Origin of the sequence: Rhizobium sp. NPDC090279 (genome assembly GCF_044769665.1) — a bacterium.
Taxonomy (GTDB): domain Bacteria; phylum Pseudomonadota; class Alphaproteobacteria; order Rhizobiales; family Rhizobiaceae; genus Rhizobium.
Map to the genome: position 1 here is coordinate 252820 of NZ_JBIVYI010000004.1, position 23395 is coordinate 276214.

Sequence of the window (23395 nt, forward strand, 5' to 3'; positions counted from 1 at the left end):
TTTCCCCCGTAAATTCAACGCTTTTCGCTAAAAGTTTTGCTCAGCCTCATCTTGAGAGGACGCTGGCGTCAGCGAGCGATTGCCGCTGTCTACTTTTCACCGCCGATGTTGCGTCCCTCGGTGAAATGCGGAACGACGCGGCTATCGAATGCCTTTAAGGCTGCGCCGATTGCCTGATGCATGTCGAGATAGCGGTAGGTTCCAAGCCGCCCGCCGAAATGGACATTGGTTTCCGCATCCGCCCGCTCGCGATAGCGCAGAAAGACGTCCTTGTCCTGCCGCGTATCGATCGGATAGTAGGGCTCGTCCGCGCGCTTGGCAGAGCGTGAATATTCCCGCACCACGACGGTCTTCTCATTTTGATAGCTGCGTTCCGGGTTGAAGTGGCGAAATTCGAGAATGCGAGTGTAAGGGACTGTTTCGTCGGCATAATTCATGACCGCCATCCCCTGGAAATCGCCGGTATTCAGCGTCTCCTTCTCGAAGTCGATCGTCCGCCATCCAAGCTCGCCCTCGGAGTAATCGAAGTAGCGATCGATAGGGCCGGTATAGACGATCGGCAGACCGGCCGGCAGCGAGGATTTCAACGAGAAGAAATCGACGCCGAGGGCGATCTGGATTTTCGGATGCTTCAGCATTCTTTCGAAGATCGCCGTATAGCCGTCGACAGGAAGGCCCTCGTACTTGTCGTTGAAGTAGCGATTGTCGAAGGTGTAACGGACCGGCAGGCGCGTGATGATATGTTCGGGCAGATCGCGAGGGTCCGTCTGCCATTGCTTGGCCGTGTAGCCGCGGATGAACGCCTCGTACAAGGGCCGGCCGATCAGGGAAATCGCCTTCTCCTCCAGATTGGCCGGATGACGATCCGCCATCTCGGCCGCCTGCTCGGCGATCAGCGCCTTTGCATCGGCCGGAGAAAGGCGCCGGTTGAAGAATTGCGAGATCGTGCCGAGATTGATCGGCATCGAATAGACCTGATCGCGGTAGGTCGAATAGACGCGATGCTTGTAGTCGGTAAACGCAGTAAATCTGTTGAGATAGGCCCAGACCACCTCGTTCGGCGTGTGGAAGAGATGCGCGCCGTAGCGATGAACCTCAATCCCCGTTTCGCCGTCGAATTCACTATAGGCATTGCCGCCGATATGGCTGCGCCGGTCGATCAGAAGCACATTCTTCTGCAGTTCGTTCGCCACCCGCTCCGCAATCGTCGCGCCATAGAACCCGGCGCCGACGATCAATAGGTCTACCTTCGAAAAATCGATCATGCTTTCAAACTTTCGGTACCGGCAAATCTTGGCTGTGGAGCAAAGGAAGGTCGGGTGTACTCACCAGACGCCGGCATATTTCAGGGGCGTGTATTGATACGACCTGAAGAGCGCCGCCTGCTCTTCAACCGCCGCATTGACATTGTAGGTCGCACCCAACGGCCGGGTGTGGGCAACGGAAATAGCATCGATGATCGCCATCCGCGCCACCGGCCTGCCGAGGAAAGACGGCCAGAGATGGTCGAGGCCATACCCCGATTCGACATCCCTCATGGATTCGATGCAGATCTGCAGCGCACGCCGAGAGAATACCGGGCACATGATTTCGACGAAGCCCTCGAAACGCACGACGCTGTTGGACCGCTGAACCGTCAGGGGATGGTTGGGGTAGGAGCCGGGACCTTTCTTGAGCGATGGCTGCGCCAGGTCCAGACCATGCTTGTGCGACAGGTGGAACATCCTGTTGACGTCTTCGCCGTCGCACAGCAAATCGTCGTCCGGCAGCCAGATCCGCTCGTAGTTCCAGAGCGGGCTGCCCTGATAGAAGAGATCGTAGATGATCTTGAACTTCTTGGTCTTCGGGATGTGCGCCAGATATTCGTAAGGGCTGTTGGAAACCTCCGGCGTCTCGGCGCCATAGTAGCCGATACAGAGATCCCAGTTGCGCGAGGCATCGTCGATCTTCTCGAACCAGCGCGGATGGAGCGACTTCGAACCGGCCGGCACGACGACGAGATTGGGACGCCTTAGCCCCTCCTGGGGCTGTGCGAGGAACTTCGCCTTGCGCTCGACGCCCGCTGGCGTCGAAAACAGCGGATGCGGAGGGTGATCCGCCGGCACCAGCAGGTAGGTCGCATCGACACCGCCGATCACGCCCCGCCCGGCAAGCGCCATCAGATTACCGCCATCGATATGGGCAGAATCAAAAATGACCGAAGGCAGTCCATCCCTGTCGATCAGGCAAAGCCGACCACCCATGACATGCCAGAAATCGACGGCAGGGTCGAAATAGTTGCCGATCATGCCGCCTGGAGCCAGAACCATGAAGCGTGCGAACATGCCGCGATTGACGTCGCCAAGGCTCCAGAATGTGCCGCTCAACATATCCTGGGTCAGCGGCGGCGCATCGGACCATTCTATCTGGCTCGCCGGATGCGCTTCGTAGGCGGGCGTGTGCAGGCTGTTCGCTGCCAATGACATATGGACTGTCCCCTAATTCCGAACCCCAGGTAACGGCCCGATCCGAGGAAAGCAGCCAGATGACATGGCTCCCGGAGATTCGCTCGCAATCGAGCTCGTTTGATCCGCACTTTGGCCATCGTTCCTTTTGCGAAGCTTGTGCGGGAAATCGGAAGGTAGGCTGCCCGGGAGGCTCTTCGCGCAATCCAGCCTCGCGAAAGTTGATCGGCATAATCTCGGTGCTGGAATTTCTGTGCGGGGACAATCGCGCTGAGAATATTGCCAAGAACGTCGGTGCTCGGCGGACACGAAGGTCGGTCGTGTCGTCCGTCAGGTCGGGACTTAAGAACCACTCGTCTCTTTTACGGTAGCGGAAGATGCATCAGAAGAAAAAGCTGGCCATAATCATCGAAGTCGATAGCTTCATCGGCGATATATTCCAACATCTGTCGAAGACCTACGAAGTCATGGCGATCCAGCCGAAGACTTACAAGGAGATCGAGGCGGCTGTGGAATGGGCCGATATCGTCTGGTTCGAGTTCTGCAATGAGCTCTTCGTGCATGCGATCAACCAGAACATCCGCCGGCTCGGCAAACGCGTCATTGCACGCTGGCATCGCTTCGAGATCGTCGAATCGACTTTCCCCGAACGCATCGACTTCGGCGCCATCGACGACCTGATCCTGGTATCCCACGACATGCTGCGCGTCCTCAAGCTCCGGGCGCCGCACGCCACGCAGAAAACGCGCACCCACGTCGTATGGAACGGTCTCAACCTCGACAAGTTCAAGCCGATCCCGTCGCTCGACAAGAAGAAGATTGCCTGGGCCGCCAAGCCCTTCATGCGCAAGAACCAGCCATTGTTCCTGCAGGTCATGCATTCGCTGGTGAAGCGCGACCCTTCCTACACGCTGCATGTGGCCGGCGAGCAGGAAGAGTTCGTCATGATGCCCTACCTGAAGCGCACGACGGAAAAACTCGGCCTTACCCGCAATGTCTTCTTCCATGGCTGGCAGCGGAATATGCCCGCATTCCTGGCCGACAAGGGCGTCATCCTGTCGACCTCGGTGCATGAGAGCTTCGGCTACAATATCGCCGAAGCCATGGCCGTCGGCGCCCTGCCCGTGATCCACGATTATCCAGGCGCGGAAGAGTTCTGGCCCGATGAAATCCGCTTCTCCTCGGTGGATGAAGCCGTCGAAAAGATCATCGCCGGTCAGACCCATCAATGGACGCAGTATGTGCACGAGAAGTTCCCGCTCGCCAAGCAGCTGCGCGAACTCGATATCGTCATGGGCGATCGGGTAGCAGAGGTCGCAAAGCCGTTGTTCGTGGCTTCGCTGGAACAGCAGGCAGGCTCGAATCTCAAGCGGCCCGTTCCGCTTTGGCTGGCACAACGGCCGGCACCTGCGCAGCAGGTCCAGCAGCCCGCGCCGATCCCGCAGGCCATATCGGTGCAGCAGGTTCGCGAAGCCATGCCGGTGACCGAGGTGGCGATGCAGCCGATGCAGCAACCCTACCTCACACAGCCATACGCCATCCCGACTCCGCCCGTGGAACGGCTTGCTCCCGTCACGCCGCTGGAACAGCCGATGCGCCGGTCGGAAGCAGCGCCTTCCTTTGATTCCTCCGGCTATTGGGAGGGCCGCTACCGCGATGGCGGCAATTCGGGCGCCGGCTCGTACGATGTGCTCGCCAAATACAAGGGGCAGTTCCTGAACAGCTTTGCGCGAAAGAAGGGGCTGAAATCCTTTGCGGAAATGGGCTCCGGCGACGGCAACCAGCTGAAATACTTCTCGTTCGATCGCTATACCGGCTTCGATGTCTCCAAGACGGTCATCGAACGCACGATGATGATGTACCGGGATAAGGCGAACTACAATTTCGTCTGGCTCGGCGATCAGTCGCTGGATTGGGAAATGCACGAGGACGCCTATGACTGCGCCCTGTCGCTCGACGTGCTCTACCATCTGATCGACGACAATATCTACGTCAATTACCTCGACCAGCTGTTCTCCCTGCCCCAGCGCTATGTCGTCATCTACGCCTCGAATTTCGACGGTCCGGATATTCGCGGCGCATCGCATGTCCGCCATCGCAAATTCACGACAGACATCGCCAACCGGTTCCCGCAATGGAGCCTGCTGAAGCTCGTCGAAAACCCGTACAAGTTCAAGGAATCGACGGAGGCGGATTTTGCGATCTACAGCCGCGACGAATTTGAAGATTCGTCGGATCTGAACGAACTCAGCACCATTCGATAGAATAAGCCCGGAACGGAAAAGAGGCGCAGCGGCTATGCCGCTGCGCCTCTTTGTTTTTGACGATTACGTCATTGGCATGTCACGGCGCACGGCCAGAATTAGCCGGCTATCTTTTCGTCATGCCCAGCACCAGATGCGGCGCCTGCTTCAGCCGGAGCGCGATGTCGGCCGTCTCGAACGACTGCCTGCGCACATTTTCATAGTCAACCTGACCATATTCCTCATAGCATTGCCGAACCAGCGCAAAGAAGCGCTCCCTGAGATCGACCGGCAATTGCGGGTAGATCCAGTCGAGCAAATCGAATTTGCTGCGAAGGAACCATTGATAATAGGCTTCCTTCATCCGTGGCAGACGCGCAAACAGCGCGTCTACCTCGGCAAAGGCCTTGAAGACCTCGAACCGCTTTTCGGTAAAGACATTGGTCAGCTGCGCCCGGTCCTGGTAGACGCGATGGCCGATCAGGTAGCGGTTCATCATGCCGATCTTCCGGGCATGCAGATAGATATGCCAGTGAGCATAGATATCGTTGTGGACACGCGTCTCGGAGAAGCGGAGCCCCGTCTCTTTGCACAGCCTGGCGCTAACGATCTTGTTCCAGGGGAAATTCACGGTGAAAAGCAATCGTCCGCACTGGTCGAGCGTGAAAAAGCTCATGTCGGCATCGCCGACCAGCTCCTGCCAGGCATCATTGTCGATCGGCAGCATCGGATCGAGACGACCGTTCCTGTCGGTGACATAGCGGTAGCGAAACACCATCACATCGCAGCCGCTGGCTTCCATGTGATAGACGACCTCATCGATCGAACGATGCGCCACCATGTCGTCGGCATCGAGAAAGTAATAATAGTCGCCACGGGCGGCGGCCATACCGGCATTCCGGCTGTATCCTGCTCCGCCATTTTGCGAATTGCGCAGCAGCCTTACCCGCTTGTCGCGCTGCGCAATTTGTTCGACGATCATCGCGCTGGCATCAGGAGACATGTCATCGACGACGATCACTTCCAGAACGTCGCGATTCTCCAGAACCGCGGTAATCGTTTCGCCGATGGACTCCTGCGCGTTGTAGGCGGGAATGATGACGCTGACTTTGCTCACAGGGTCTCCTGATGCTGACATGGATGCCGAACCCTGGAGGTATCGGATGTTCCACGTACCTCTGGCTGTCCAGCCGTTTTTCGGGAAGAGGCAGCCCCAAAACCGGCAAACACTTCCTGCCGGGATCGCAGGACTGCGTTTACAAGAGCATAGAGAACGGAACTTGCACTGAACTGGAGCACGGGCGCTTCCCGCAAACGGGTGATTGACGACTCTCCAGCCCCGCGAAAGCAATCCGGCTTATCCATGGATCAAAGTCCGTGCATAGAATCGCGCTGATGCCTCGTGGAGAAATCGATGTCTTCTGCCCAAGTCCCCGTCCTTTCGATCTGCGTTCCGACCTATAACCGTCAGTTCATGCTCGAGCGGAACATCAATTTCCATTTGGAAGAGTTCCGCCGGCTGGGTCTCCCCTTCGAAATCGTCATCGTCGACGATTGTTCCACAGATGAAACGGCGGCCTATATTCAGTCGATCTCGCATCACCCGGAAATCAGCGCCTACCGCCGGGCGCGCAATTCCGGTTTCATCAGCAACTACGCCTTTGCTATGCAGCGCGCCCGCGGCCATTACGCCGTCTTCCTCGGCGACGACGACCTGCTGATCCCCGAAAAGGTCGTCGAATATCTCCGCATCATGGTGGACGACAAGAACATCGGCATGATCCAGGCGCCGTGGCTTCTGGTCGATGGCCGGCCGGGCGGTGGCGACATGGAGCCCTTCTACCACCTCTCCTATCCGACGCGTCACTCCAAGGGCGATTTCCGCGCGATGCTGGAATTCATTCTCGACCGCCACATCTTCCCGGAATTCATGATCATCCGGCGCGACGTGCTGCTGAAGTCGATTTCCAGCCCGACGCCGTTCATCTTCTGGGCCTTCCTTTACACGACCCGCGCGTTGGACAAGGCCGATGTGCTGTTCATGCCGGAACCCTTCGCGCGCGTCACCGCCGTTTCCGACGATCCGCGCCTGCAGCAGGGCAACAAGGAATGCATGTTCCAGTGGGATACCTACAGGGGCGGCCTCGAATATCTCGCCTCGCAGGCGCTGCGCGACAACCGCTATCCGCCGGATTATCGCGGCTCGCTGATGCCGCGCATCACCGAGTTCATGCTGCAGCGTCAGGCGGTCGCCATGCGCCTGCATGTCAATGCCCAGAACTGGGTGGAAGCCTATATCATGTATCACCGCATGGCGGCCTATCTGCCGACGCCGCTGCCGCCGGAATCCTACGATCAGATCCGCAAGCTGGCGGGTATCTCCACCGCCGCAACCGAAGCGATCGCCTTTAATGACGAGCCCGTCATCATCGAGCCGATCATCGACGACGCCACGATCAACCTGCTCCCGCAGTCGATCCGGCAGCATCTCTCGAGGGAGGCGCCGCAGACCGGCAGCTATGGCGGCAAGCCGAGAGCCTATCTTCGCTTCACCGAGGATTTTCCGGCCAATCCGGGTCCGAAGGACGGCCTGTTCAGCATTCTTACCTATATCGACCAGTTCGTCTGAGATTTGACGACAATGGCCGAGGGCTCCGCAGCGCAAAGCGCCGCGGAGCCCTTCGCATTTCAGGCATCGGTCAACCTGGCAGCATTTCCGTCACCGCGATGATCGGCCCGAGCGGAAACAGGCTGTCGCGCCTTTGCCATTCCGGAATGTCGAGGCTGGAAATGCTGCCGTCCAGAAACAGTGCATTCGGACATTTCAGGTCGTCGCGGAACAGCGTCGCAAAATCGTGGAAGCGCACCGGGCCATCGGAAATGGCAAAAACGACCTTGCCGTCAATGGCGACACCGACGCCGTTTCGGATCTTAAGACTGGTGCTGTCGGCCAGAAACGACGGATGGAGCTTGCCATTGATCACAAGCATCGGGCCGGATTGCGTTGCGTAGAAGGGCTTGATGCCGGAAGCGGCGAAGGCCCTGCTTTCCATCACCCCCGCTTTACCCGGCGAGAGATAGAAGACCCCGTTCGGCAGCAGGTGGAAATTGCCCCATCCCTTGTTGGTGTTGATCGCTTTCATTTCGCGTCCGTTCACGACGAAGAGGCCGACCGGAGACTGATCGTCGAGATACATGCCGCCGTTCATGGCAAACCGCACATAGATGCGATCCTGCCGCAGATCGTTTTCCAGCGCCCTGAACGAGCCATAGGGCCTGCCGCTGCGATCGTTCTGGAAAATCTGAATATCGTCGCCAGCGGGATGGAAGGTGCAGACCGTGTAACCGTCACCGAGATGCTGGACCTTGCGACAAGATTCGCCGGCCGATACTGTGGCGGCGCAGGCAAGCACGGCGAGTATGACCATCAATCGAATCAAGCGCATAGCTCCGCGTGAATAGCACAGGCCCCAGAACGCATCGCAATGCGGCGAAACAAGGAATGCGCGAGGACTATAGCTGGAGTGCTGCCATGTGGAATGCAAGCTGCCCGGCGGGATAGCGATAGTCTGCGCCGACAGGGCAGGCATTGCGCGCAAGACAGCCGCCGGCCATGCAGCCGGCCTGCCCTTCGCGCGTGCGCAAATGCGACCGACAGCCCGGAACATCGAAACCAGCCGCAGCTACGGCCGTGACCGGACAGGCCGTGAGACAGGGCTTCGCCGCGCATAGATCACAGGGATGCGGAGAGAATTCCGTCACCCCGGCACCTTCCAGACCCTCGGCAAATCCCAATGCGCCGCGATAGCCATGCCACAGGCCATATTGCGGATGGATCAAGATGCCGAGCGGCGATGCCTTCAAACCCTCGGCCTGCATGGCCCATCGCTGGAAGGGTTGCCATGGAGGATCAGAAGGAAAATAGGCCGTGGCCCCCAACTCGCCGGCGACCGGCCGGATGATCGCTTTTGACCAATCATCGAGAGGATCTTTGCGCATCCTGTTATCGGGCATATTCAGCCATCTCGAAAAAGCCGGCCAGATCGAACCGCCGACATTGCCGAGCAGGACGAGGCTGCGGGCAGCCGTGCCATCCGTCAGGAGCGGCCCCTCGCCGTCGCGCAAGGACAGGTGGCCGCGAACGAAAACTCCGTGGACGCCGAGCGCCGCACGGAGCTGTTCCAAGATGGCAGGGCCGCGGCTCACCGTGGCCCCTTATATGGATAGTGCGGCCGCCAGACCTCCTTCTGGATCAGGTCGGCAACACGCGTCGCACCGCCTTGCTCCCTGGCGGCCTCGGGCTCTCTTCAAGTAAAGGCGTCCGGCATCGAATCCTTGCGCTTCTGGATATAGGCGAGCAGCGCTTCATCGATGGCCGGATCGAGCGGCGGTGCCTCATAGTGATCAAGCCAGGAACGGCACAGCGCGTTGGCGCGGTCCTCGACACGCTTCTGCCCTTCGATTTCCCACTGCTCGAAGGAATTGTTGTCGGCGAGCGCCGAGCGATAGAAGGCGGACTGGAAGTTTGCCTGGGTATGGGCGCAGCCGAGATAATGGCTGCCCGGGCCGACTTCGCGGATGGCATCGAGCGCCTGGCCGTTTTCCGAAAGATCGACGCCTTCCGCCATCTTCTGCATCATGCCGAGCTGGTCCTGGTCGATCATGAACTTCTCGTAGGAAGAAACGAGACCGCCTTCCAGCCATCCCGCCGCGTGCAGCACGAAATTCGTGCCCGCGAGCAGCGTCATGTTCAGGGTGTTGGCCGATTCATGCGCAGCCTGTGCATCCGGCACCTTGGAAGCGCAGAGCGAGCCGCCGGTACGGAACGGCAATCCGAGACGGCGGGCGAGCTGCGCCGAACCGTAGGATACCAGCGACGGCTCTGGCGTACCGAAGGTCGGCGCGCCCGACTGCATCGAGATCGAGGCCGCGAACGTGCCATAGAGTACGGGCGACCCCTTGCGGATCAGCTGCGTGAACGAGGCGCCTGCCAGCACTTCGGCGAGAATCTGCGTCAGCGTGCCGGCGACCGTCACCGGGCTCATCGCGCCCGAGAGGATGAAGGGAGACACGACCGAAGCCTGATTGTGCCGCGCATAGACCTTCAGCGCGCCGAGCATGGTCTCGTCGAAGACCATCGGCGAATTGGCGTTGATGAGGTTCAGCGTCACACAATTATTCTCGACGAAATCGTCGCCGAAGACGATCTTCGCCATGGCGACCGTGTCTTCGGCACGCTCCGGCGCGGTGACCGAACCCATGAACGGCTTGTCGGAATATTTGATATGGCTGTAGACCATATCGAGATGGCGCTTGTTGACCGGGATGTCCACAGGCTCGCAGACCGTGCCGCCGGACGAGTGCATCGACGGCGCCATATAGGCGAGCTTCACGAAATTGCGGAAATCCTCGATCGTCGCATAGCGGCGGTTGCCTTCCAGATCGCGCACGAAGGGCGGGCCGTAGACCGGCGCGAAGATCGTCGCCTTGCCGCCGACCTGGGCGTTGCGGGCGCTGTTGCGCGCATGCCAGGTGAATTCTTTCGGCGCCGTCTTCAGAAGTTCGCGGCAAAGCCCCTTCGGGAAATGCACACGCTGCCCGCGAACGTCGGCGCCGGCTTCCTTCCAGAGTTCAAGAGCTTCCGCATCGTCGCGAAACTCGATGCCGATTTCCTCGAGAACCTTGTCGGCATTGCGCTCGATGAGCTGCAGGCCCTCTTCGTCAAGCACTTCGTAAACGCCGATCTTCCGGACGATATAGGGAAGCGATGGGCCGGGCCCGCCGCCGCTGCGCGAGGCGCGCCGTGCCGCGGCACCCCTGCCCTCGCTGCGCGAACGCCGTCCGCCACCTTCGCTGCCTGCAGCCGGTTGCTCAATCATATCGTCCATGATGTTTCCTCACTCCTGCGCATGGATGCGTCTATCATGACCCTATGCTATCCGATTCCACCAAGCGGACGTTCCTCAATGCGCCAGCAATTAGCATAGGACAGACATCGACGGGCAATATCAACTGTTCTTCGTCCGTCGCGATTGATCCGCGCGACGTCGCATTCAAAAAGAGTTTTGGCGGCCTTCCGGTCTATCGGTAATGACGGCAGTGTTTTATACAAGTCTCTGATGCATTGCACGAAAACGGGATGGAGCGCATGTCTGACGACGAAATCATTCTCGCGGAACTTTCTGATGAAGAACTCGTGCAGCAGATGCATGACGACCTGTATGACGGGTTGAAGGAAGAAATCGAGGAAGCGACGCAGATCCTTCTCGATCGCGGCTGGACGCCTTACGACGTCCTGACGCAGGCGCTCGTCGAGGGCATGCGCATCGTCGGCATCGATTTCCGCGACGGCATCCTCTTCGTTCCGGAAGTTTTGCTTTCCGCCAATGCGATGAAGGCCGGCATGTTCATCCTGCGGCCGCTTCTGGCGCAGACCGGCGCCCCGAAACTCGGCAAGATGGTGATCGGCACCGTCAAGGGCGACATTCACGACATCGGCAAGAACCTCGTCGGCATGATGATGGAAGGTGCGGGCTTCGACGTTATCGACCTTGGCATCAACAACCCGGTCGAAAACTATCTCGACGCCATCGAACGCGAACAGCCCGATATTCTCGGCATGTCGGCCCTGCTGACCACGACGATGCCTTACATGAAGGTCGTCATCGACACGCTGAAGGAAAAGGGCCTGCGCGATGATTATGTCGTGCTGGTCGGCGGCGCGCCGCTGAACGAGGAATTCGGCAAGGCCGTTGGTGCGGATGCCTATTGTCGCGATGCCGCCGTCGCGGTCGAGACCGCCAAGGAATTCATGAAGCGCAAGCATAACAGCCTGGCTGCCGGCGCCTGATTGCAAGAAACTGAGCGCCGGCGGTAACCAACGGGTTGCCGCCGGCGCATCGGCATCCCAAATTGGTTATTGCACCGCTTTCTTGACGGTATGACCGGCGTCTTCGGTCGCGTTGACCGCATTTGCGGTATCCCTGCCCATGCCACGAATTGTATTGGCGCAGGAGGCGAGGACCATGAGAACGACGCAGGCTGTGGCAATTTTCGTGAGTGTCGGTGCAGTCATGATTGGGAACCCTCTCTGAGTGGATATCGATCAAAAAAAAGCGGAGAAGAACCCTCCGCAGAACAAACGCACAGCAACACAAAAAGTTCATGTGATCGCGTGCGGCGCAATCGCGCGCGAAATACTGGCGGTCACTAGAATAAACCGGCTTGATCACGTCGACCTTCACTGTCTTCCCGCGATCTACCATTCCTATCCGCAGAAGATCGCCCCGGCTCTGGAAGAGGCAATCGCCGATGCCCGCACGCGCGGCTTCGAGAAGATCTTCATCGGCTATGCCGATTGCGGCACGGGCGGCGATATCGACAGGCTCTGCGAGCGCGAAGGAATAGAGCGCCTTTCCGGCCCGCACTGTTATTCCTTCTTCACCGGCAACGAGGCCTTCGCCACGCGCGACGATGACATCACCTCGTTTTTCCTCACCGATTTCCTGGCCCGCCAATTCGAAGCCTTCGTCATCGTCCCACTTGGCCTCGATCGCCATCCGGAGCTGCGCGACATGTATTTCGGCAACTACCGCAAGGTCGTCTACCTCTCGCAGGAGGAAGATCCCGCACTGCAGGCAAAGGCAAGGGAAGCCGCCGCCTATCTCGGCCTGAACTACGAGTATCGCTATACGGGATACGGCGATCTTGCCCGAGAATTGCTGGCTGTCTGATTGCGACAACCTTGTCGCATTTTGATCTCGTATTTCTTTGCCGAGACCGACATGCTGGACGAGCGATCGACATTCAATCACAGTTCGAACCCGGCCGTTTCAAAGGACAATGCGCGTTGGGGACACTCGCGGACGAGGTTTTGATATCGCGTCGCTTTTCGGCATGTGCCGCGTCGTGGCGAGCGCAGTCTTGAGGTCGGCCGGCGTGCATTCTGGCGTGAAGAGGAGATTGGTGTATGGCGGATCGCATTGTCGTCTACTGGCGGGATATTCCGGCCCAGGTGATTATCAAGAAGGGCAGGCAGACGGCAAAACGCGAGCTTTCGCTGCGCTTTACCGAAGCCATAGACATGTGCGCCATGCGCACTGGTGCCGCCGAAACCGACGACTATCTCGCCGAATGGCGCAAGGCCGATCCCGTGCCGGTCTCCGACGATCTTGAAGCCGAAGCGGACAAGGCGGCGAGCGAACTTGAGACCGCCTATGATCGCGAACGGCTGGTGGCGCTGGTGAAGGCCGGAGGCCGCGACAATGGCTGATGCCGTCCAGAAGCCGGGCAATGCCGCTGCGGGCGCAAAGGCCGCCAGCGGCGCCTACACGCCGGCCGGTGTCTCTCCCAATCGCCGTGCGCGGCGCAAATATACCGTCCGCCTCTGGGCAGTCCGTCATTCGCGCTTCTTGGAATGGTTCTACCGTCGTTTCGCCGATGCTTTCCTCCTGCTTCATCCGCTGTGGAAGGCATTCGGCTATGAACGTGTGGAGCGCCCGATCACCTTCATCGAACGCAACGTGAAGGGTTTTCTGTTCGATTGCCGCATGTGCGGCCAGTGCGCGCTGTCGTCAACGGGCATGTCCTGTCCGATGAACTGTCCCAAGCAGTTGCGCAACGGTCCCTGCGGCGGCGTTCGCGCCAATGGCAATTGCGAGGTCGAGCCCGACATGCCTTGCGTCTGGGTGCAGGCCTGGAACGGCTCGCGGAACATGACCCACGGCGACGCGATCCTGAAGGTGCAGAAACCGGTGAACCAGTCGCTGCGCGAGACATCGTCCTGGCTGCGCGTCACGGCGGAAGCCGCCGCTGCCCGCGAAGCGGCGAAAAAGGAAGCCTGAGCAATGGCGCAGATCGATGAAAACCCGCTTGGCGTGCATCTGCCGCTCGATCCCTTGCCCGGCCACTATTCGCTCGGACGACTGGAGCGCGTGCTTCGCCGCGGCGAGTTCGCCGTTACCGCCGAGCTGAATCCGCCCGACAGCGCCAATGCCGAAGACGTCTACGATCGCGCCGCCATCTTCGAGGGCTGGGTGGATGGGATCAACGCCGTCGATGCCTCCGGCGCCAATTGCCATATGTCCTCCGTCGGCATCTGCGCCCTGCTGACGCGCATGGGCTATGCGCCCATCATGCAGATCGCCTGCCGCGACAAGAACCGCATCGCCATTCAGGGCGACGTGCTGGGGGCTGCCGCCATGGGCGTGTGCAACATCATGTGCCTGACCGGCGACGGCGTGCAGGCGGGCGATCAGCCGGGCGCCAAGCCGGTCTTCGATCTCGATTGCATGTCGCTGCTCGAAACCGTGCGCGTCATGCGCGACAACGCGAAATTTCTCTCCGGCCGCAAGCTGACGTCGCCGCCGAAGGTCTTCCTTGGCGCCGCGATCAATCCCTTCGCGCCGCCTTACGACTTCCGCCCGTATAGGCTGGCGAAGAAGATCGAGGCAGGCGCACAATTCGTCCAGAGCCAGTATTGCTACGACGTGCCGATGTTCCGGGAATACATGAAGAAGGTGCGCGACCTCGGCCTTAACGAGAAATGCTTTATTCTCGTCGGCGTCGGCCCGCTCGCCTCGGCAAAGACCGCCCGCTGGATGCGCTCCAACGTGCCGGGCGTCCATATTCCCGATGCCGTCATCAAGCGCATCGAAGGTGCGCAGGATCAGAAGAAGGAAGGCAAGCAGCTCTGCATCGACATCATCAACGAGGTGAAGGAGATCGAGGGCGTTTCCGGCATTCACGTCATGGCCTATCGCCAGGAAGAATACGTCGCCGAAATGGTGCATGATTCCGGCGTATTGAAGGGCCGTCAGCCGTGGAAGCGCGAGGCGAATCCGACCGATGCTCTGGTCGCCGAGCGACTGCATCAGATCAGTGAAGGCAAGGAAGAGAACCAACAGGCAATGGCGGAACTCGCGGCCCACCACACGCCACAGCAGGCGCATTGAATTCGATAGGATCGAGGCAGGCCAGGAGAGGAACCGGCCGGCTTGTAACCCAAATCACCGCACGATAGACCAGCTATCGCGCCAACGGACCAGAGGACCAGATATGACGCGTACCATCGTTGCCTCCGCCACTCGCGAGATCGTCATCGGCTTCGACCAGCCCTTCTGCGTGATCGGCGAACGCATCAACCCGACGGGGCGCAAGAAGCTCGCCGCCGAGATGATCGAAGGCAATTTCGACACCGTCATCAAGGACGCCCTGGAACAGGTGGCTGCAGGCGCGACCATGCTCGACGTCAATGCCGGCGTCACCTCGGTCAACCCGAACGAGACCGAGCCGGGTCTTCTGGTTCAGACGCTGGAGATCGTGCAGGGCCTCGTCGACGTGCCGCTCTCGATCGACAGCTCAGTCACGGCGGCAATCGAGGCGGCGCTCAAAGTCGCCAAGGGCCGGCCGCTGGTCAATTCGGTAACGGGCGAAGAGGAAAAGCTCGAGGCCATCCTGCCGCTCATCAAGAAATACGACGTTCCCGTCGTCGCCATTTCCAATGACGAGACGGGCATTTCCATGGACCCGGACGTCCGTTTTGCCGTCGCCAAGAAGATCGTCGAGCGCGCCATGGATCATGGCATCAAGCCGCACGACATCGTCGTCGACCCGCTCGTCATGCCGATCGGCGCGCTCGGCGATGCCGGCCGCCAGGTTTTCGCGCTGCTGCATCGCCTGCGCAACGAGCTGAAGGTCAACACCACCTGCGGCCTTTCGAATATCTCCTTCGGCCTGCCGCATCGCCACGGCATCAATGCCGGCTTCATTCCGATGGTCATCGGCGCCGGTATGACGTCGGCCATCATGAACCCCTGTCGCCCGCAGGAAATGGAAGCCGTGCGCGCCGCCAACGTGCTGAACGGCACCGATGCCAATTGTACCAACTGGATCATGACCTATCGCGACTATAAGCCGGCCGAAGGTGGCGCTGTCGCAGCCGCGACTGCGGCTCCTGCCGCCGGCGGCGGACGTCGTGGCGGTCGTGCCGCGCGCACTGGTGCGGGAGCTGCGAGGGAATAACATGGCGTCCGGCCGCGACCTCTCCAACGATCTTGCCACCCTGTGGCTGCAGGCGCCCGTCGTGATCGCGATACGGCTGCAGCAGATGTGGATGGACGCGCTGACCGGCAACGTGAATGCGGCCGAAATGAACAGGATGGTCTCTGAAAAGATGATGGCGGCGGCTGAGAGCGCCGTTGCCGTCAACGCGGCGATGGTGCAACAAGGCCTCGCGGCCCTGACGGCCGCAGGCCCGACAAGCCAATCACAGCGCTGCATCGCCGATGCGGTCGCCCACGCCGCGATAAAACCCTATAGCAAACGCGTTCGCTCGAACGCGCGCCGCCTTACCAAATAGAAAGGCTGATCCGTGGCCGAAGCCAGCGACAGCGCGAAACCCCTCGTCCTTTTCATGCCCTCCGGCAAGCGTGGCCACTTCCCGGTGGGAACGCCGGTGCTCGAGGCGGCACGGCAGCTCGGCGTCTATGTCGAAAGCGTCTGCGGTGGTCGCGCAACCTGCGGCCGCTGCCAGGTTTCTGTGCAGGAAGGCAATTTCGCCAAGCACAAGATCGTCTCGGCCAATGACCATCTTTCGCCGATCGGGCCGAAGGAAAAGCGCTATGCCGAGGTGCGCGACCTGCCCGAGGGCCGCCGCCTCTCCTGCTCCGCCCTGATTCAGGGCGATCTCGTCATCGACGTGCCGCAGGATACCGTCATCAATGCGCAGGTGGTGCGAAAGGCGGCCGACGAGCGCGTCATCGCACGCGATCCGGCCGTACACATGTGCTACGTCGAGGTCGAAGAGCCAGACATGCACAAGCCGCTTGGCGATCTCGATCGGCTGAAGGCGGCAATTGCAGCCGACTGGAAATACGACAATCTCGAAGTGGACTTTCACCTCATTCCGCAGGTGCAGTCGGTCCTGCGCAAGGGCGAATGGAAGGTGACTGCCGCCATTCATCGCGATCAGGACAGCGAGCGCCCTCGCCTGATCGCGCTCTATCCCGGCCTGAAGAACGAGGCCTATGGCATCGCTTGCGATATCGGCTCGACGACGATCGCCATGCACCTTTCGTCGCTGCTATCGGGCAGAACCGTCGCGTCGGCCGGCGCCTCGAACCCGCAGATCCGCTTCGGCGAGGATCTGATGAGCCGCGTCTCCTATGTGATGATGAACCCGGATGGCCGCGAGGCGATGACCAATGCGGTCCGCGAAGCGTTGAACGGGTTGATCGACAAGGTTTGCGCCGATGGCGGCGTATCGCGCCAGGACATCCTCAACGCCGTCTTCGTTGGCAATCCGATCATGCACCACCTTTTCCTTGGCATCGATCCGACCGAACTCGGCGGCGCCCCCTTTGCACTTGCCGTATCAGGCGCGGTACATCTGAAATCGGCCGAGATCGGCCTGCCGATGAATGCCGGCACACGCATCTACATGCTGCCCTGCATCGCCGGCCATGTCGGCGCCGATGCCGCCGCGGCGACGCTTGCCGAAGGCCCGCATCGCCAGGATGAAATGATGCTGCTGGTCGATATCGGCACCAACGCGGAAATCGTGCTCGGCAATCGCCATCGTGTCGTCGCAGCCTCTTCCCCGACCGGCCCTGCCTTCGAAGGCGCGGAGATTTCCAGCGGCCAGCGCGCGGCACCCGGCGCGATCGAACGCGTGCGCATCGACCCCATCACGCTGGAGCCGCGCTACCGCGTGATCGGCATCGAGCCCTGGTCGGACGAGCCTGGCTTTGACGAAGGCGCCGCAACTGTCGGCGTCACCGGCATCTGCGGCTCGGCCATCATCGAGGTCGTCGCGCAAATGTTCCTCACCGGCATCATCTCTGAAGACGGCGTCGTCGACGGGTCAATGGCGGCACGCTCGCCGCGCATCCTGCAGAACGGCCGTACGTTCTCCTATCTGCTGCGTGACGGCGAACCGCGCATCACGGTCACCCAGAACGATATCCGCGCCATCCAGCTTGCGAAGGCTGCGCTTTATGCCGGCGTCAAGCTGCTGATGGACAAGCAGGGCATCGACCATGTCGACCGCATCGGCCTTGCTGGCGCCTTCGGCACCTTCATCGATCCGAAATATGCGATGGTGCTGGGCTTGATACCCGATTGCGAGCTCGAAAAGGTCAAGGCCGTCGGCAATGCCGCCGGCACCGGCGCCCGCATGGCCTTGCTCAATCGCGGCCATCGCCGCGAGATCGAGGAAACAGTCAGGAAAATCGAAAAGATAGAGACGGCGCTTGAATCAAAGTTTCAGGAGCATTTCGTCTATGCGATGGCCCTGCCGAACAAGGTCGACAGCTTCCCGGAACTCTCCAAGGTCGTAACTTTGCCCGAACGCAAGCAGATCTCCGACGATGGCGGAGAAGGCGGCGGCCGCAGGCGTCGCCGCAGCCGCGAGTAAGAGGAATTGGCCGCGTTCACGCGGCCATTTTGCGGCCGATCTCGACGAAGGCCTGGCGGATGCTGTCAGCCACCGCCTTCATAGGCCCCGTCATTTGCGATGCCGTCAGCAGACGAATGTCGAAGGACGTCAGTTCCGGCAGCCCCTCGTTCGGCCCGAGGATTTCCATATCTTCCGTGATGTAGGACCGCGGGAACGGCGCGACTGCAAGGTCGGAGACGATAGCGGCGCGCTGCGCCATCGTATGGGCGCTGAGATAGGAGACGCGATAGGCCCGCTTCTGCCGCTCCAGCTGCGCCATGGCTTCAGAGCGCCAGATGCAGCCCTCTTCCCAGATGGAAATCGGTAGGGGGTCGCGACGATAGGCGGTGCCGCACTTGGCGCCGGCCCAGACGAGACGCTCCGTATAGATCACCTCGCCTTCCGTCGGGAAAGGCCGCGTTGCGCAATTGATCAGCGCCAGATCCAGCCGCTGCTCCTCGATGCGCTTCTTCAATTGGATGCTCATATCGACGGTTACATCGACCATGATGCCCGGATAGCTCTCGGAAAAGCTCTTCAGAATGCTCGGAAGCAGACGCTCGCCGATATCGTCAGGGGCGCCAAGCCGCACCACGCCGCTAAGCTCGGGCATGATGAAGCGCGACACCGCCTCATTGGAAAGCGCAAGGATGTTGCGGGCATAGGAGAGCAGCATTTCGCCGTGCTGCGTCAGGCTCACCGAGCGCGCATCGCGCAGGAATAGCGTGACGCCGAGCTGCTCTTCCAGCTTCTTGATCTGCATCGAAACGGCGGAGGGCGTACGAAAAACCGCGTCAGCGGCAGTCGAAAAATTCCCCGTTTCGGCAATCGCGACGAAGGTGCGCAGAACTTCATTGTCAAGCAACGGTATGGGCCGGCGGAACGGTACGGTCATATCGATTACCTTTCAATTTTTCTGATCCTAAGCACCATATCATTTCATTTGTCTGAATGTCAATGAATCCCCATATTAGATGCAGTGGAAGTTCACGCAGACAGCCTCAAAGGAGTAAAAATCATGGCTGGCATGGCATCGGACGAGGCCTCTCGCCTTTTCACCCTCTTACGCGTCCGCAAGATTCAGCGGGTGGCGCAGCATACGCTCGACGAGATTGCCACCCGCTTTCCCGCTCATCTGATCGATGACGTCAACGCGCGCGGCCTTCCGCCGGACCGGACGCTGTCAGTGCTTGAGCGGAAGCCTGGCAAGCTGCTTTCGTTCAAAAATACTAATGACAGCTATAAGATCTATTCGCTTGATTGATGGGTCTGCCAGATCCATATTTATAATCGCTAAACGTGACATTTTGAGCGGTTAACACTGAAAGGAACCGGGAAATGACGACGATCAGTTACAGACAGACCGGCACGCGGAGTTCGTTTCCGTCCGGCGGCAGCTACATGCCCTTCTTTTCTCGCCTTGCCCATCGCTGGCAGCAATGGCGTTCGCTTCGCGAGCTCGAATCTCTGTCCGACGACATGCGCAAGGACCTGGGTTGGCCGGCTGCGAACGAAACCAAGAATCCGAAGGCCAGCCGATGACAGTCGAAGAGCATAAATACTGAAGGCGACACTCAACCTCAGCGGGCGTCGCCTTTTGAACATTCTGTCTTCAGACGCGCATTACGATCTAATCTTGAGAATTGCCTACATATATATTTAGTGCTTGAGCCTATTGCTCGCCTCCCCTCGATTTCCCTTCTCCAGAGCCACATTTTTCATAGCCAACGCAAATATCCCTTTGCGGCCGCGATTATCCATGCCAATGTCGCTAATAGACCATCGAGCCGACGTATTTGACGCAAGGAATACGTAACGGCCCTGGAGCATGGATTTTCACAACATGAGCAAGACTCCGATCAAGACGCGTTCCCTGGTTTTCTTCCTCGTTCCGCATTTCACCATGTTGCCGTTTTCTGCCGCGATCGAGACGCTGCGGATCGCCAACCGCATGCTGGGCTATCCCGCCTATACATGGCGGCTCGCCTCGACGGACGGGCAGAAAGTCTATTCATCCAGCGGCATCGGATTGGAGGTCAACTCCTCCCTGACCGACGAGCGCCGCTATCTTGGCGGTGAGAACCGCCCGAACATGGTGCTGGTCTGTTCCGGCATCTATGTCGAAGAATTCCACAACAAGTCGGTCAATGCCTGGCTGCGCGAGACCTACAATCGCGGCGTCGCCGTCGGCAGCCTCTGTACGGGCGCCCATGTGCTTGCCCAGGCCGGCCTGTTGAACGGCAAGCGTTGCGCGATCCACTGGGAAAACCTGCCGGGCTTTTCGGAGACCTTCCCGCAGGCGGAAGTCTATGCCGATCTCTACGAGGTCGACAGCAACCTCTATACCTGCGCCGGCGGCACCGCCTCGCTTGACATGATGCTGAACCTGATCGGCCAGGATTTCGGCGAAAACCTCGTCAATCGCGTCTGCGAACAGCAGCTGACCGATCGCGTCCGCAGCCCGCATGACCGACAGCGGCTACCGCTGCGCGCCCGCCTCGGCGTGCAGAACTCCAAGGTCCTGTCGATCATCGAGTTGATGGAAAGCAACCTCGCCGAGCCGTTGTCGCTTCTGGAAATCGCCGACGATGCCGGCCTGTCGCGCCGGCAGATCGAGCGCCTGTTCCGGCAGGAAATGGGCCGCTCGCCGGCGCGCTACTATCTCGAAATCCGCCTGGACCGCGCCCGGCATCTGCTGGTGCAATCCTCCATGCCGGTCGTGGAAGTGGCTGTCGCCTGCGGCTTCGTCTCCGCCTCGCATTTCTCCAAGTGTTATCGCGAACTCTACAATCGTTCGCCGCAGCAGGAGCGCGCCGAGCGCAAGCTGACCATGTCGACCAACCGCACCGGTATCGTCGTCTGAGAAGGCCTGAAATCACAGCAATTGGATCATTGGCGGCGGCCTATTCGGCCGCCTCTTCCGTCATCTTGAAGTCGGAATAAACCTGGTTTCGGCCATTGTGCTTGGCCATGTAGAGAAACTGGTCGGCGGCGTTGAGATAATTGTCGAAGGCTTCATATCCGACGATTTCAGCCACGCCGATCGAAACGGTCACCGACAGCTCTTCGTCATCGGCATGGACCTTCAGGCTGGCGAGACTGAGTCGGACCTCATCGCATAGTGCGGTTGCCGCACGCGAATTCATTTCCGCGAAAAGAATGGCGAACTCCTCGCCACCAAGACGGGAGAGCAGATTGTCGGTGCCTTCCAAGAGCCCATGAAGCCTTTCGGCAACGGCCTTCAACACCTGATCTCCAATCTCGTGACCATAGGTGTCGTTCAGAAGCTTGAAGTGATCGATGTCGAGAATGGCAACCGAGCTGGGCCGCTGCCGGCGCAGGCACTCGTTGACCAGACGCGGGCCGTGATCGTAGAAATAGCGCCTGTTGTAGAGCCCGGTCAGATAGTCGCTTGCCGCCGCCGCTCGCAATTGCTTCAGCTGCAGCAATGTCTCGACGTTCAATGCGATGCGGCACTGCAGCTCCTCCGGCACGAAGGGGCGATAGATGAAATCGCTGGCGCCCGCCTTCAGGAATGTCGCAGACAGCAAACGGTCGTTCGAAGACGAAATGCCGATGATCCGCATCCGGTCGGAGCCGTAACGGTGGCGGATGCGGCGGGTCAGCTCGTGGCCGTTCATGTCGGGCATATTGTAGTCGGTGATGACGATTTCGATGTCGTCGAATGCTTCGAGGATTGCCAGGGCTTCGATACCAGTGCCGGCTTCTGCGACCTTGAATTGCTGGGCATGCAGCAGGTCCGTCAGCATCTTCCGGGCTGAAGGCACATCATCCACAACCAGTACGCGCGTCGATCTGTTGGCAATGGCACGCCGGACGGACGAGACGAGATTGTCGAGGGCGAACTCGCCATCCTTGAGCACGTAGTCGACAACACTGCGCTCCATGATGCGATTGCGCGTCGCCATATCGAAGGACGCCGTAAAGACGATGGTGGGAATGTCATGGGCGACGGCAACATCCAGGGCTTCACCATGCGCGGCATCGGGAAGGTTGAGGTCGATCACCGCCATCGTGAATCCGCGATCTGCTTGCGACAGCGCCTCGTTCAGCATTTTCAGCGAAGAGCAATGCGTCACGGCGAGCCCAAGCTCTGCCTCGAACCGATGCGACAATACCGCCGAAAACATGCGCGAATCCTCGACCAGAAGTATTCTCTGGCTGCCATTGCGGTGGCCGATGCCGCCGCCGAGGTATCCCACATGCAGAACCATTTACCGTCAATTCCTCCCACACCGTCAGGTGTATGAATATTCAGTCAATTGCACATCTGCCAAACCGTCTTGCACGTATCCTGAACAGGATTCGTGAAAAAATTGGAACCGCTGATTGCGGAGATTTACATAAAAGTGATTTTCCCTCACATTTTTTTTCGATTGTCTTGCCTGACTGTGTCTTTGTCTACAGGCTTTTCCCGATCGGGCGAGCCAACTGGATTTGCAGCAGGGTGTCGAGATTTTGATTCACTCGGCAGTAGAATTCCTCGTCGATGAACGGCCGCAGGATGAAATCATTACCGCCGGCCTTTAGGAAACGAGCCGAAAGCAGCCGGTTGTTGGACGACGAAACGCCGATGATGCGCAATTCGTGCGAGCCCGTGGTGGCACGAATGCGTCGCGTCAGGTCAAAGCCGTCCATGTCGGGCATATTGTAGTCCGTGACCATAAGGCCGATATCCGGGTTGGCCTTCAGGAGTTCGAGCGCCTTGGAGCCGTTCTCCGCGACGCTGACGCGGAAATTGTAACGCTTCAGCCGGCTGGACAGCAAAGCACGCGCCGTCGCGCTGTCGTCGACGATGAGGACGTGGTGACGGTGGTTTGTCAGAAAGCGGCAGATCGATTCCGCCAGCATGTCCACCGCGAACACATTGTCCTTGAGAATGTAGTCCACCACATCCTTGGCTATCAGCTCGTCGCGCGTGCCTTCGAGAAAGGTACCGGTGAAGGCGATCGTTGGAATGCTGAGATCGACAAGATAGGCCAGGGCTTCGCCCTTTTCGGCTCCTGGCAGGTTCATATTCGAGATCGCCAGCTTGATCGGCTCCGACGACTTGTCGTAGGCGAGCTGCAACTCCTCGAAATTGCGGCAAATCTCGACGTCGATGTCCAGAAGCTCCTTCAGCTTGGCCCGGACCATCGAGGTGAAAAGATTGGAGTCCTCGACGAGAAGAATGCGCGAGCCGGCAAGAGACGCGCCGGAATATTGCATCCCAGAAACACCCAGAAATGGCATAATGAAAACCTGTTTTTGAA

At 59.5% G+C, this 23395-nt stretch carries 23 protein-coding genes; 13 read left to right on the forward strand and 10 right to left on the reverse strand.

All coding sequences use genetic code 11. The features are described from left to right. Positions 1 to 89 precede the first annotated feature (89 nt). Entirely contained in the window at positions 90 to 1265 is a 1176-nt protein-coding gene (gene glf / locus ACIQWP_RS11905; protein ID WP_402786818.1) for a UDP-galactopyranose mutase, read from the reverse strand. Positions 1266 to 1325: 60 nt separating this feature from the next. Continuing rightward, positions 1326 to 2465 (reverse strand): hypothetical protein, encoded by a 1140-nt coding sequence (locus ACIQWP_RS11910; RefSeq protein WP_402786821.1) that lies wholly within the window; start codon positions 2463 to 2465, stop codon positions 1326 to 1328. A gap of 356 nt (positions 2466 to 2821) precedes the next feature. Between ACIQWP_RS11910 and ACIQWP_RS11915 the strand changes: the two genes are divergently transcribed. Then, a complete protein-coding gene (locus ACIQWP_RS11915) occupies positions 2822 to 4708 on the forward strand; it encodes a glycosyltransferase (protein WP_402786824.1) in 1887 nt (628 codons plus the stop codon). Between the two features lie 106 nt (positions 4709 to 4814). On the opposite strand, the gene ACIQWP_RS11920 is transcribed toward ACIQWP_RS11915, so the two are convergent. After that, complete coding sequence (locus ACIQWP_RS11920) at positions 4815 to 5804, reverse strand: glycosyltransferase family 2 protein (RefSeq protein ID WP_402786827.1); 990 nt, start codon at positions 5802 to 5804, stop codon at positions 4815 to 4817. A gap of 297 nt (positions 5805 to 6101) precedes the next feature. Here ACIQWP_RS11920 and ACIQWP_RS11925 point away from each other — a divergent pair, with 297 nt between their 5' ends. Beyond that, positions 6102 to 7316, forward strand: coding sequence for a glycosyltransferase family 2 protein (locus ACIQWP_RS11925; protein WP_402786830.1), 1215 nt, complete (start codon positions 6102 to 6104; stop codon positions 7314 to 7316). A 70-nt stretch (positions 7317 to 7386) separates the two neighbouring features. Here the strand turns inward: ACIQWP_RS11925 and ACIQWP_RS11930 are convergent, their stop codons facing one another. The 3 genes from ACIQWP_RS11930 to ACIQWP_RS11940 form a co-directional block, all read right to left on the reverse strand. Continuing rightward, positions 7387 to 8115 carry a phosphodiester glycosidase family protein gene (locus ACIQWP_RS11930; RefSeq protein WP_402786833.1) on the reverse strand — a complete coding sequence of 243 codons (729 nt, stop codon included), beginning with the start codon at positions 8113 to 8115 and terminating at the stop codon, positions 7387 to 7389. A gap of 85 nt (positions 8116 to 8200) precedes the next feature. After that, positions 8201 to 8893, reverse strand: a complete 693-nt coding sequence (locus ACIQWP_RS11935) for a ferredoxin (RefSeq protein ID WP_402786836.1) — start codon at positions 8891 to 8893, stop codon at positions 8201 to 8203. Positions 8894 to 8994: 101 nt separating this feature from the next. Further along, the gene (locus tag ACIQWP_RS11940; RefSeq protein ID WP_402786839.1) at positions 8995 to 10575 is read right to left on the reverse strand and encodes a trimethylamine methyltransferase family protein; all 1581 of its coding nucleotides are present in this window, start codon (positions 10573 to 10575) and stop codon (positions 8995 to 8997) included. Between the two features lie 260 nt (positions 10576 to 10835). Between ACIQWP_RS11940 and ACIQWP_RS11945 the strand changes: the two genes are divergently transcribed. After that, a complete protein-coding gene (locus ACIQWP_RS11945; protein ID WP_163987591.1) occupies positions 10836 to 11537 on the forward strand; it encodes a B12-binding domain-containing protein in 702 nt (233 codons plus the stop codon). 66 nt (positions 11538 to 11603) lie between these two features. Here ACIQWP_RS11945 and ACIQWP_RS11950 read toward each other — a convergent pair whose 3' ends face one another. Next, positions 11604 to 11762, reverse strand: a complete 159-nt coding sequence (locus tag ACIQWP_RS11950; protein WP_402786844.1) for an entericidin — start codon at positions 11760 to 11762, stop codon at positions 11604 to 11606. Positions 11763 to 11781: 19 nt separating this feature from the next. On the opposite strand from ACIQWP_RS11950, the gene ACIQWP_RS11955 reads away from it, so the two are divergent. From ACIQWP_RS11955 to ACIQWP_RS11985, 7 genes are all read left to right on the forward strand, one after another. Next, positions 11782 to 12420: a DUF1638 domain-containing protein gene (locus ACIQWP_RS11955; RefSeq protein WP_402786846.1), complete on the forward strand. Its 639-nt coding sequence runs from the start codon at positions 11782 to 11784 to the stop codon at positions 12418 to 12420. Between the two features lie 236 nt (positions 12421 to 12656). After that, positions 12657 to 12959, forward strand: a complete 303-nt coding sequence (locus tag ACIQWP_RS11960) for a virulence factor (protein WP_184354663.1) — start codon at positions 12657 to 12659, stop codon at positions 12957 to 12959. Continuing rightward, positions 12952 to 13530 (forward strand): methylenetetrahydrofolate reductase C-terminal domain-containing protein, encoded by a 579-nt coding sequence (locus ACIQWP_RS11965; protein ID WP_402786850.1) that lies wholly within the window; start codon positions 12952 to 12954, stop codon positions 13528 to 13530. Before ACIQWP_RS11960 ends, ACIQWP_RS11965 begins: the two co-directional genes overlap by 8 nt. A gap of 3 nt (positions 13531 to 13533) precedes the next feature. Continuing rightward, complete coding sequence (locus ACIQWP_RS11970) at positions 13534 to 14640, forward strand: methylenetetrahydrofolate reductase (protein WP_402786853.1); 1107 nt, start codon at positions 13534 to 13536, stop codon at positions 14638 to 14640. 103 nt (positions 14641 to 14743) lie between these two features. Beyond that, the gene (locus ACIQWP_RS11975; protein ID WP_402786856.1) at positions 14744 to 15709 is read left to right on the forward strand and encodes a methyltetrahydrofolate cobalamin methyltransferase; all 966 of its coding nucleotides are present in this window, start codon (positions 14744 to 14746) and stop codon (positions 15707 to 15709) included. Between the two features lies 1 nt (position 15710). After that, the gene (locus ACIQWP_RS11980) at positions 15711 to 16046 is read left to right on the forward strand and encodes a hypothetical protein (protein ID WP_402786859.1); all 336 of its coding nucleotides are present in this window, start codon (positions 15711 to 15713) and stop codon (positions 16044 to 16046) included. A 54-nt stretch (positions 16047 to 16100) separates the two neighbouring features. Then, positions 16101 to 18101 carry an ASKHA domain-containing protein gene (locus ACIQWP_RS11985; RefSeq protein ID WP_402787579.1) on the forward strand — a complete coding sequence of 667 codons (2001 nt, stop codon included), beginning with the start codon at positions 16101 to 16103 and terminating at the stop codon, positions 18099 to 18101. A gap of 16 nt (positions 18102 to 18117) precedes the next feature. Here ACIQWP_RS11985 and ACIQWP_RS11990 read toward each other — a convergent pair whose 3' ends face one another. Continuing rightward, positions 18118 to 19017: a LysR family transcriptional regulator gene (locus tag ACIQWP_RS11990; protein ID WP_113345640.1), complete on the reverse strand. Its 900-nt coding sequence runs from the start codon at positions 19015 to 19017 to the stop codon at positions 18118 to 18120. A gap of 123 nt (positions 19018 to 19140) precedes the next feature. On the opposite strand from ACIQWP_RS11990, the gene ACIQWP_RS11995 reads away from it, so the two are divergent. The 3 genes from ACIQWP_RS11995 (at position 19141) to ACIQWP_RS12005 (ending at position 20985) form a co-directional block, all read left to right on the forward strand. Continuing rightward, positions 19141 to 19386, forward strand: coding sequence for a hypothetical protein (locus ACIQWP_RS11995; RefSeq protein WP_402786864.1), 246 nt, complete (start codon positions 19141 to 19143; stop codon positions 19384 to 19386). A 74-nt stretch (positions 19387 to 19460) separates the two neighbouring features. Beyond that, positions 19461 to 19664 (forward strand): hypothetical protein, encoded by a 204-nt coding sequence (locus ACIQWP_RS12000; RefSeq protein WP_402786867.1) that lies wholly within the window; start codon positions 19461 to 19463, stop codon positions 19662 to 19664. A 301-nt stretch (positions 19665 to 19965) separates the two neighbouring features. Continuing rightward, positions 19966 to 20985, forward strand: coding sequence for a GlxA family transcriptional regulator (locus ACIQWP_RS12005; RefSeq protein ID WP_348627044.1), 1020 nt, complete (start codon positions 19966 to 19968; stop codon positions 20983 to 20985). 40 nt (positions 20986 to 21025) lie between these two features. On the opposite strand, the gene ACIQWP_RS12010 is transcribed toward ACIQWP_RS12005, so the two are convergent. Both ACIQWP_RS12010 and ACIQWP_RS12015 read right to left on the reverse strand, forming a co-directional pair. Then, the gene (locus tag ACIQWP_RS12010; protein WP_402786874.1) at positions 21026 to 22357 is read right to left on the reverse strand and encodes a diguanylate cyclase; all 1332 of its coding nucleotides are present in this window, start codon (positions 22355 to 22357) and stop codon (positions 21026 to 21028) included. 187 nt (positions 22358 to 22544) lie between these two features. Beyond that, complete coding sequence (locus ACIQWP_RS12015; RefSeq protein WP_402786877.1) at positions 22545 to 23375, reverse strand: response regulator; 831 nt, start codon at positions 23373 to 23375, stop codon at positions 22545 to 22547. Between the last annotated feature and the right edge of the window lie 20 nt (positions 23376 to 23395).

Coding starts and splice junctions, on each gene's coding strand:
- glf (WP_402786818.1), bottom strand. CDS start 1,265: ATGATCGATTTTTCGAAGGTAGACCTATTGATCGTCGGCGCCGGGTTC.
- ACIQWP_RS11910 (WP_402786821.1), bottom strand. CDS start 2,465: ATGTCATTGGCAGCGAACAGCCTGCACACGCCCGCCTACGAAGCGCAT.
- ACIQWP_RS11915 (WP_402786824.1), top strand. CDS start 2,822: ATGCATCAGAAGAAAAAGCTGGCCATAATCATCGAAGTCGATAGCTTC.
- ACIQWP_RS11925 (WP_402786830.1), top strand. CDS start 6,102: ATGTCTTCTGCCCAAGTCCCCGTCCTTTCGATCTGCGTTCCGACCTAT.
- ACIQWP_RS11930 (WP_402786833.1), bottom strand. CDS start 8,115: ATGGTCATACTCGCCGTGCTTGCCTGCGCCGCCACAGTATCGGCCGGC.
- ACIQWP_RS11940 (WP_402786839.1), bottom strand. CDS start 10,575: ATGGACGATATGATTGAGCAACCGGCTGCAGGCAGCGAAGGTGGCGGA.
- ACIQWP_RS11945 (WP_163987591.1), top strand. CDS start 10,836: ATGTCTGACGACGAAATCATTCTCGCGGAACTTTCTGATGAAGAACTC.
- ACIQWP_RS11950 (WP_402786844.1), bottom strand. CDS start 11,762: ATGACTGCACCGACACTCACGAAAATTGCCACAGCCTGCGTCGTTCTC.
- ACIQWP_RS11960 (WP_184354663.1), top strand. CDS start 12,657: ATGGCGGATCGCATTGTCGTCTACTGGCGGGATATTCCGGCCCAGGTG.
- ACIQWP_RS11965 (WP_402786850.1), top strand. CDS start 12,952: ATGGCTGATGCCGTCCAGAAGCCGGGCAATGCCGCTGCGGGCGCAAAG.
- ACIQWP_RS11970 (WP_402786853.1), top strand. CDS start 13,534: ATGGCGCAGATCGATGAAAACCCGCTTGGCGTGCATCTGCCGCTCGAT.
- ACIQWP_RS11975 (WP_402786856.1), top strand. CDS start 14,744: ATGACGCGTACCATCGTTGCCTCCGCCACTCGCGAGATCGTCATCGGC.
- ACIQWP_RS11980 (WP_402786859.1), top strand. CDS start 15,711: ATGGCGTCCGGCCGCGACCTCTCCAACGATCTTGCCACCCTGTGGCTG.
- ACIQWP_RS11985 (WP_402787579.1), top strand. CDS start 16,101: ATGCCCTCCGGCAAGCGTGGCCACTTCCCGGTGGGAACGCCGGTGCTC.
- ACIQWP_RS11990 (WP_113345640.1), bottom strand. CDS start 19,017: ATGACCGTACCGTTCCGCCGGCCCATACCGTTGCTTGACAATGAAGTT.
- ACIQWP_RS11995 (WP_402786864.1), top strand. CDS start 19,141: ATGGCTGGCATGGCATCGGACGAGGCCTCTCGCCTTTTCACCCTCTTA.
- ACIQWP_RS12000 (WP_402786867.1), top strand. CDS start 19,461: ATGACGACGATCAGTTACAGACAGACCGGCACGCGGAGTTCGTTTCCG.
- ACIQWP_RS12005 (WP_348627044.1), top strand. CDS start 19,966: ATGAGCAAGACTCCGATCAAGACGCGTTCCCTGGTTTTCTTCCTCGTT.
- ACIQWP_RS12010 (WP_402786874.1), bottom strand. CDS start 22,357: ATGGTTCTGCATGTGGGATACCTCGGCGGCGGCATCGGCCACCGCAAT.
- ACIQWP_RS12015 (WP_402786877.1), bottom strand. CDS start 23,375: ATGCCATTTCTGGGTGTTTCTGGGATGCAATATTCCGGCGCGTCTCTT.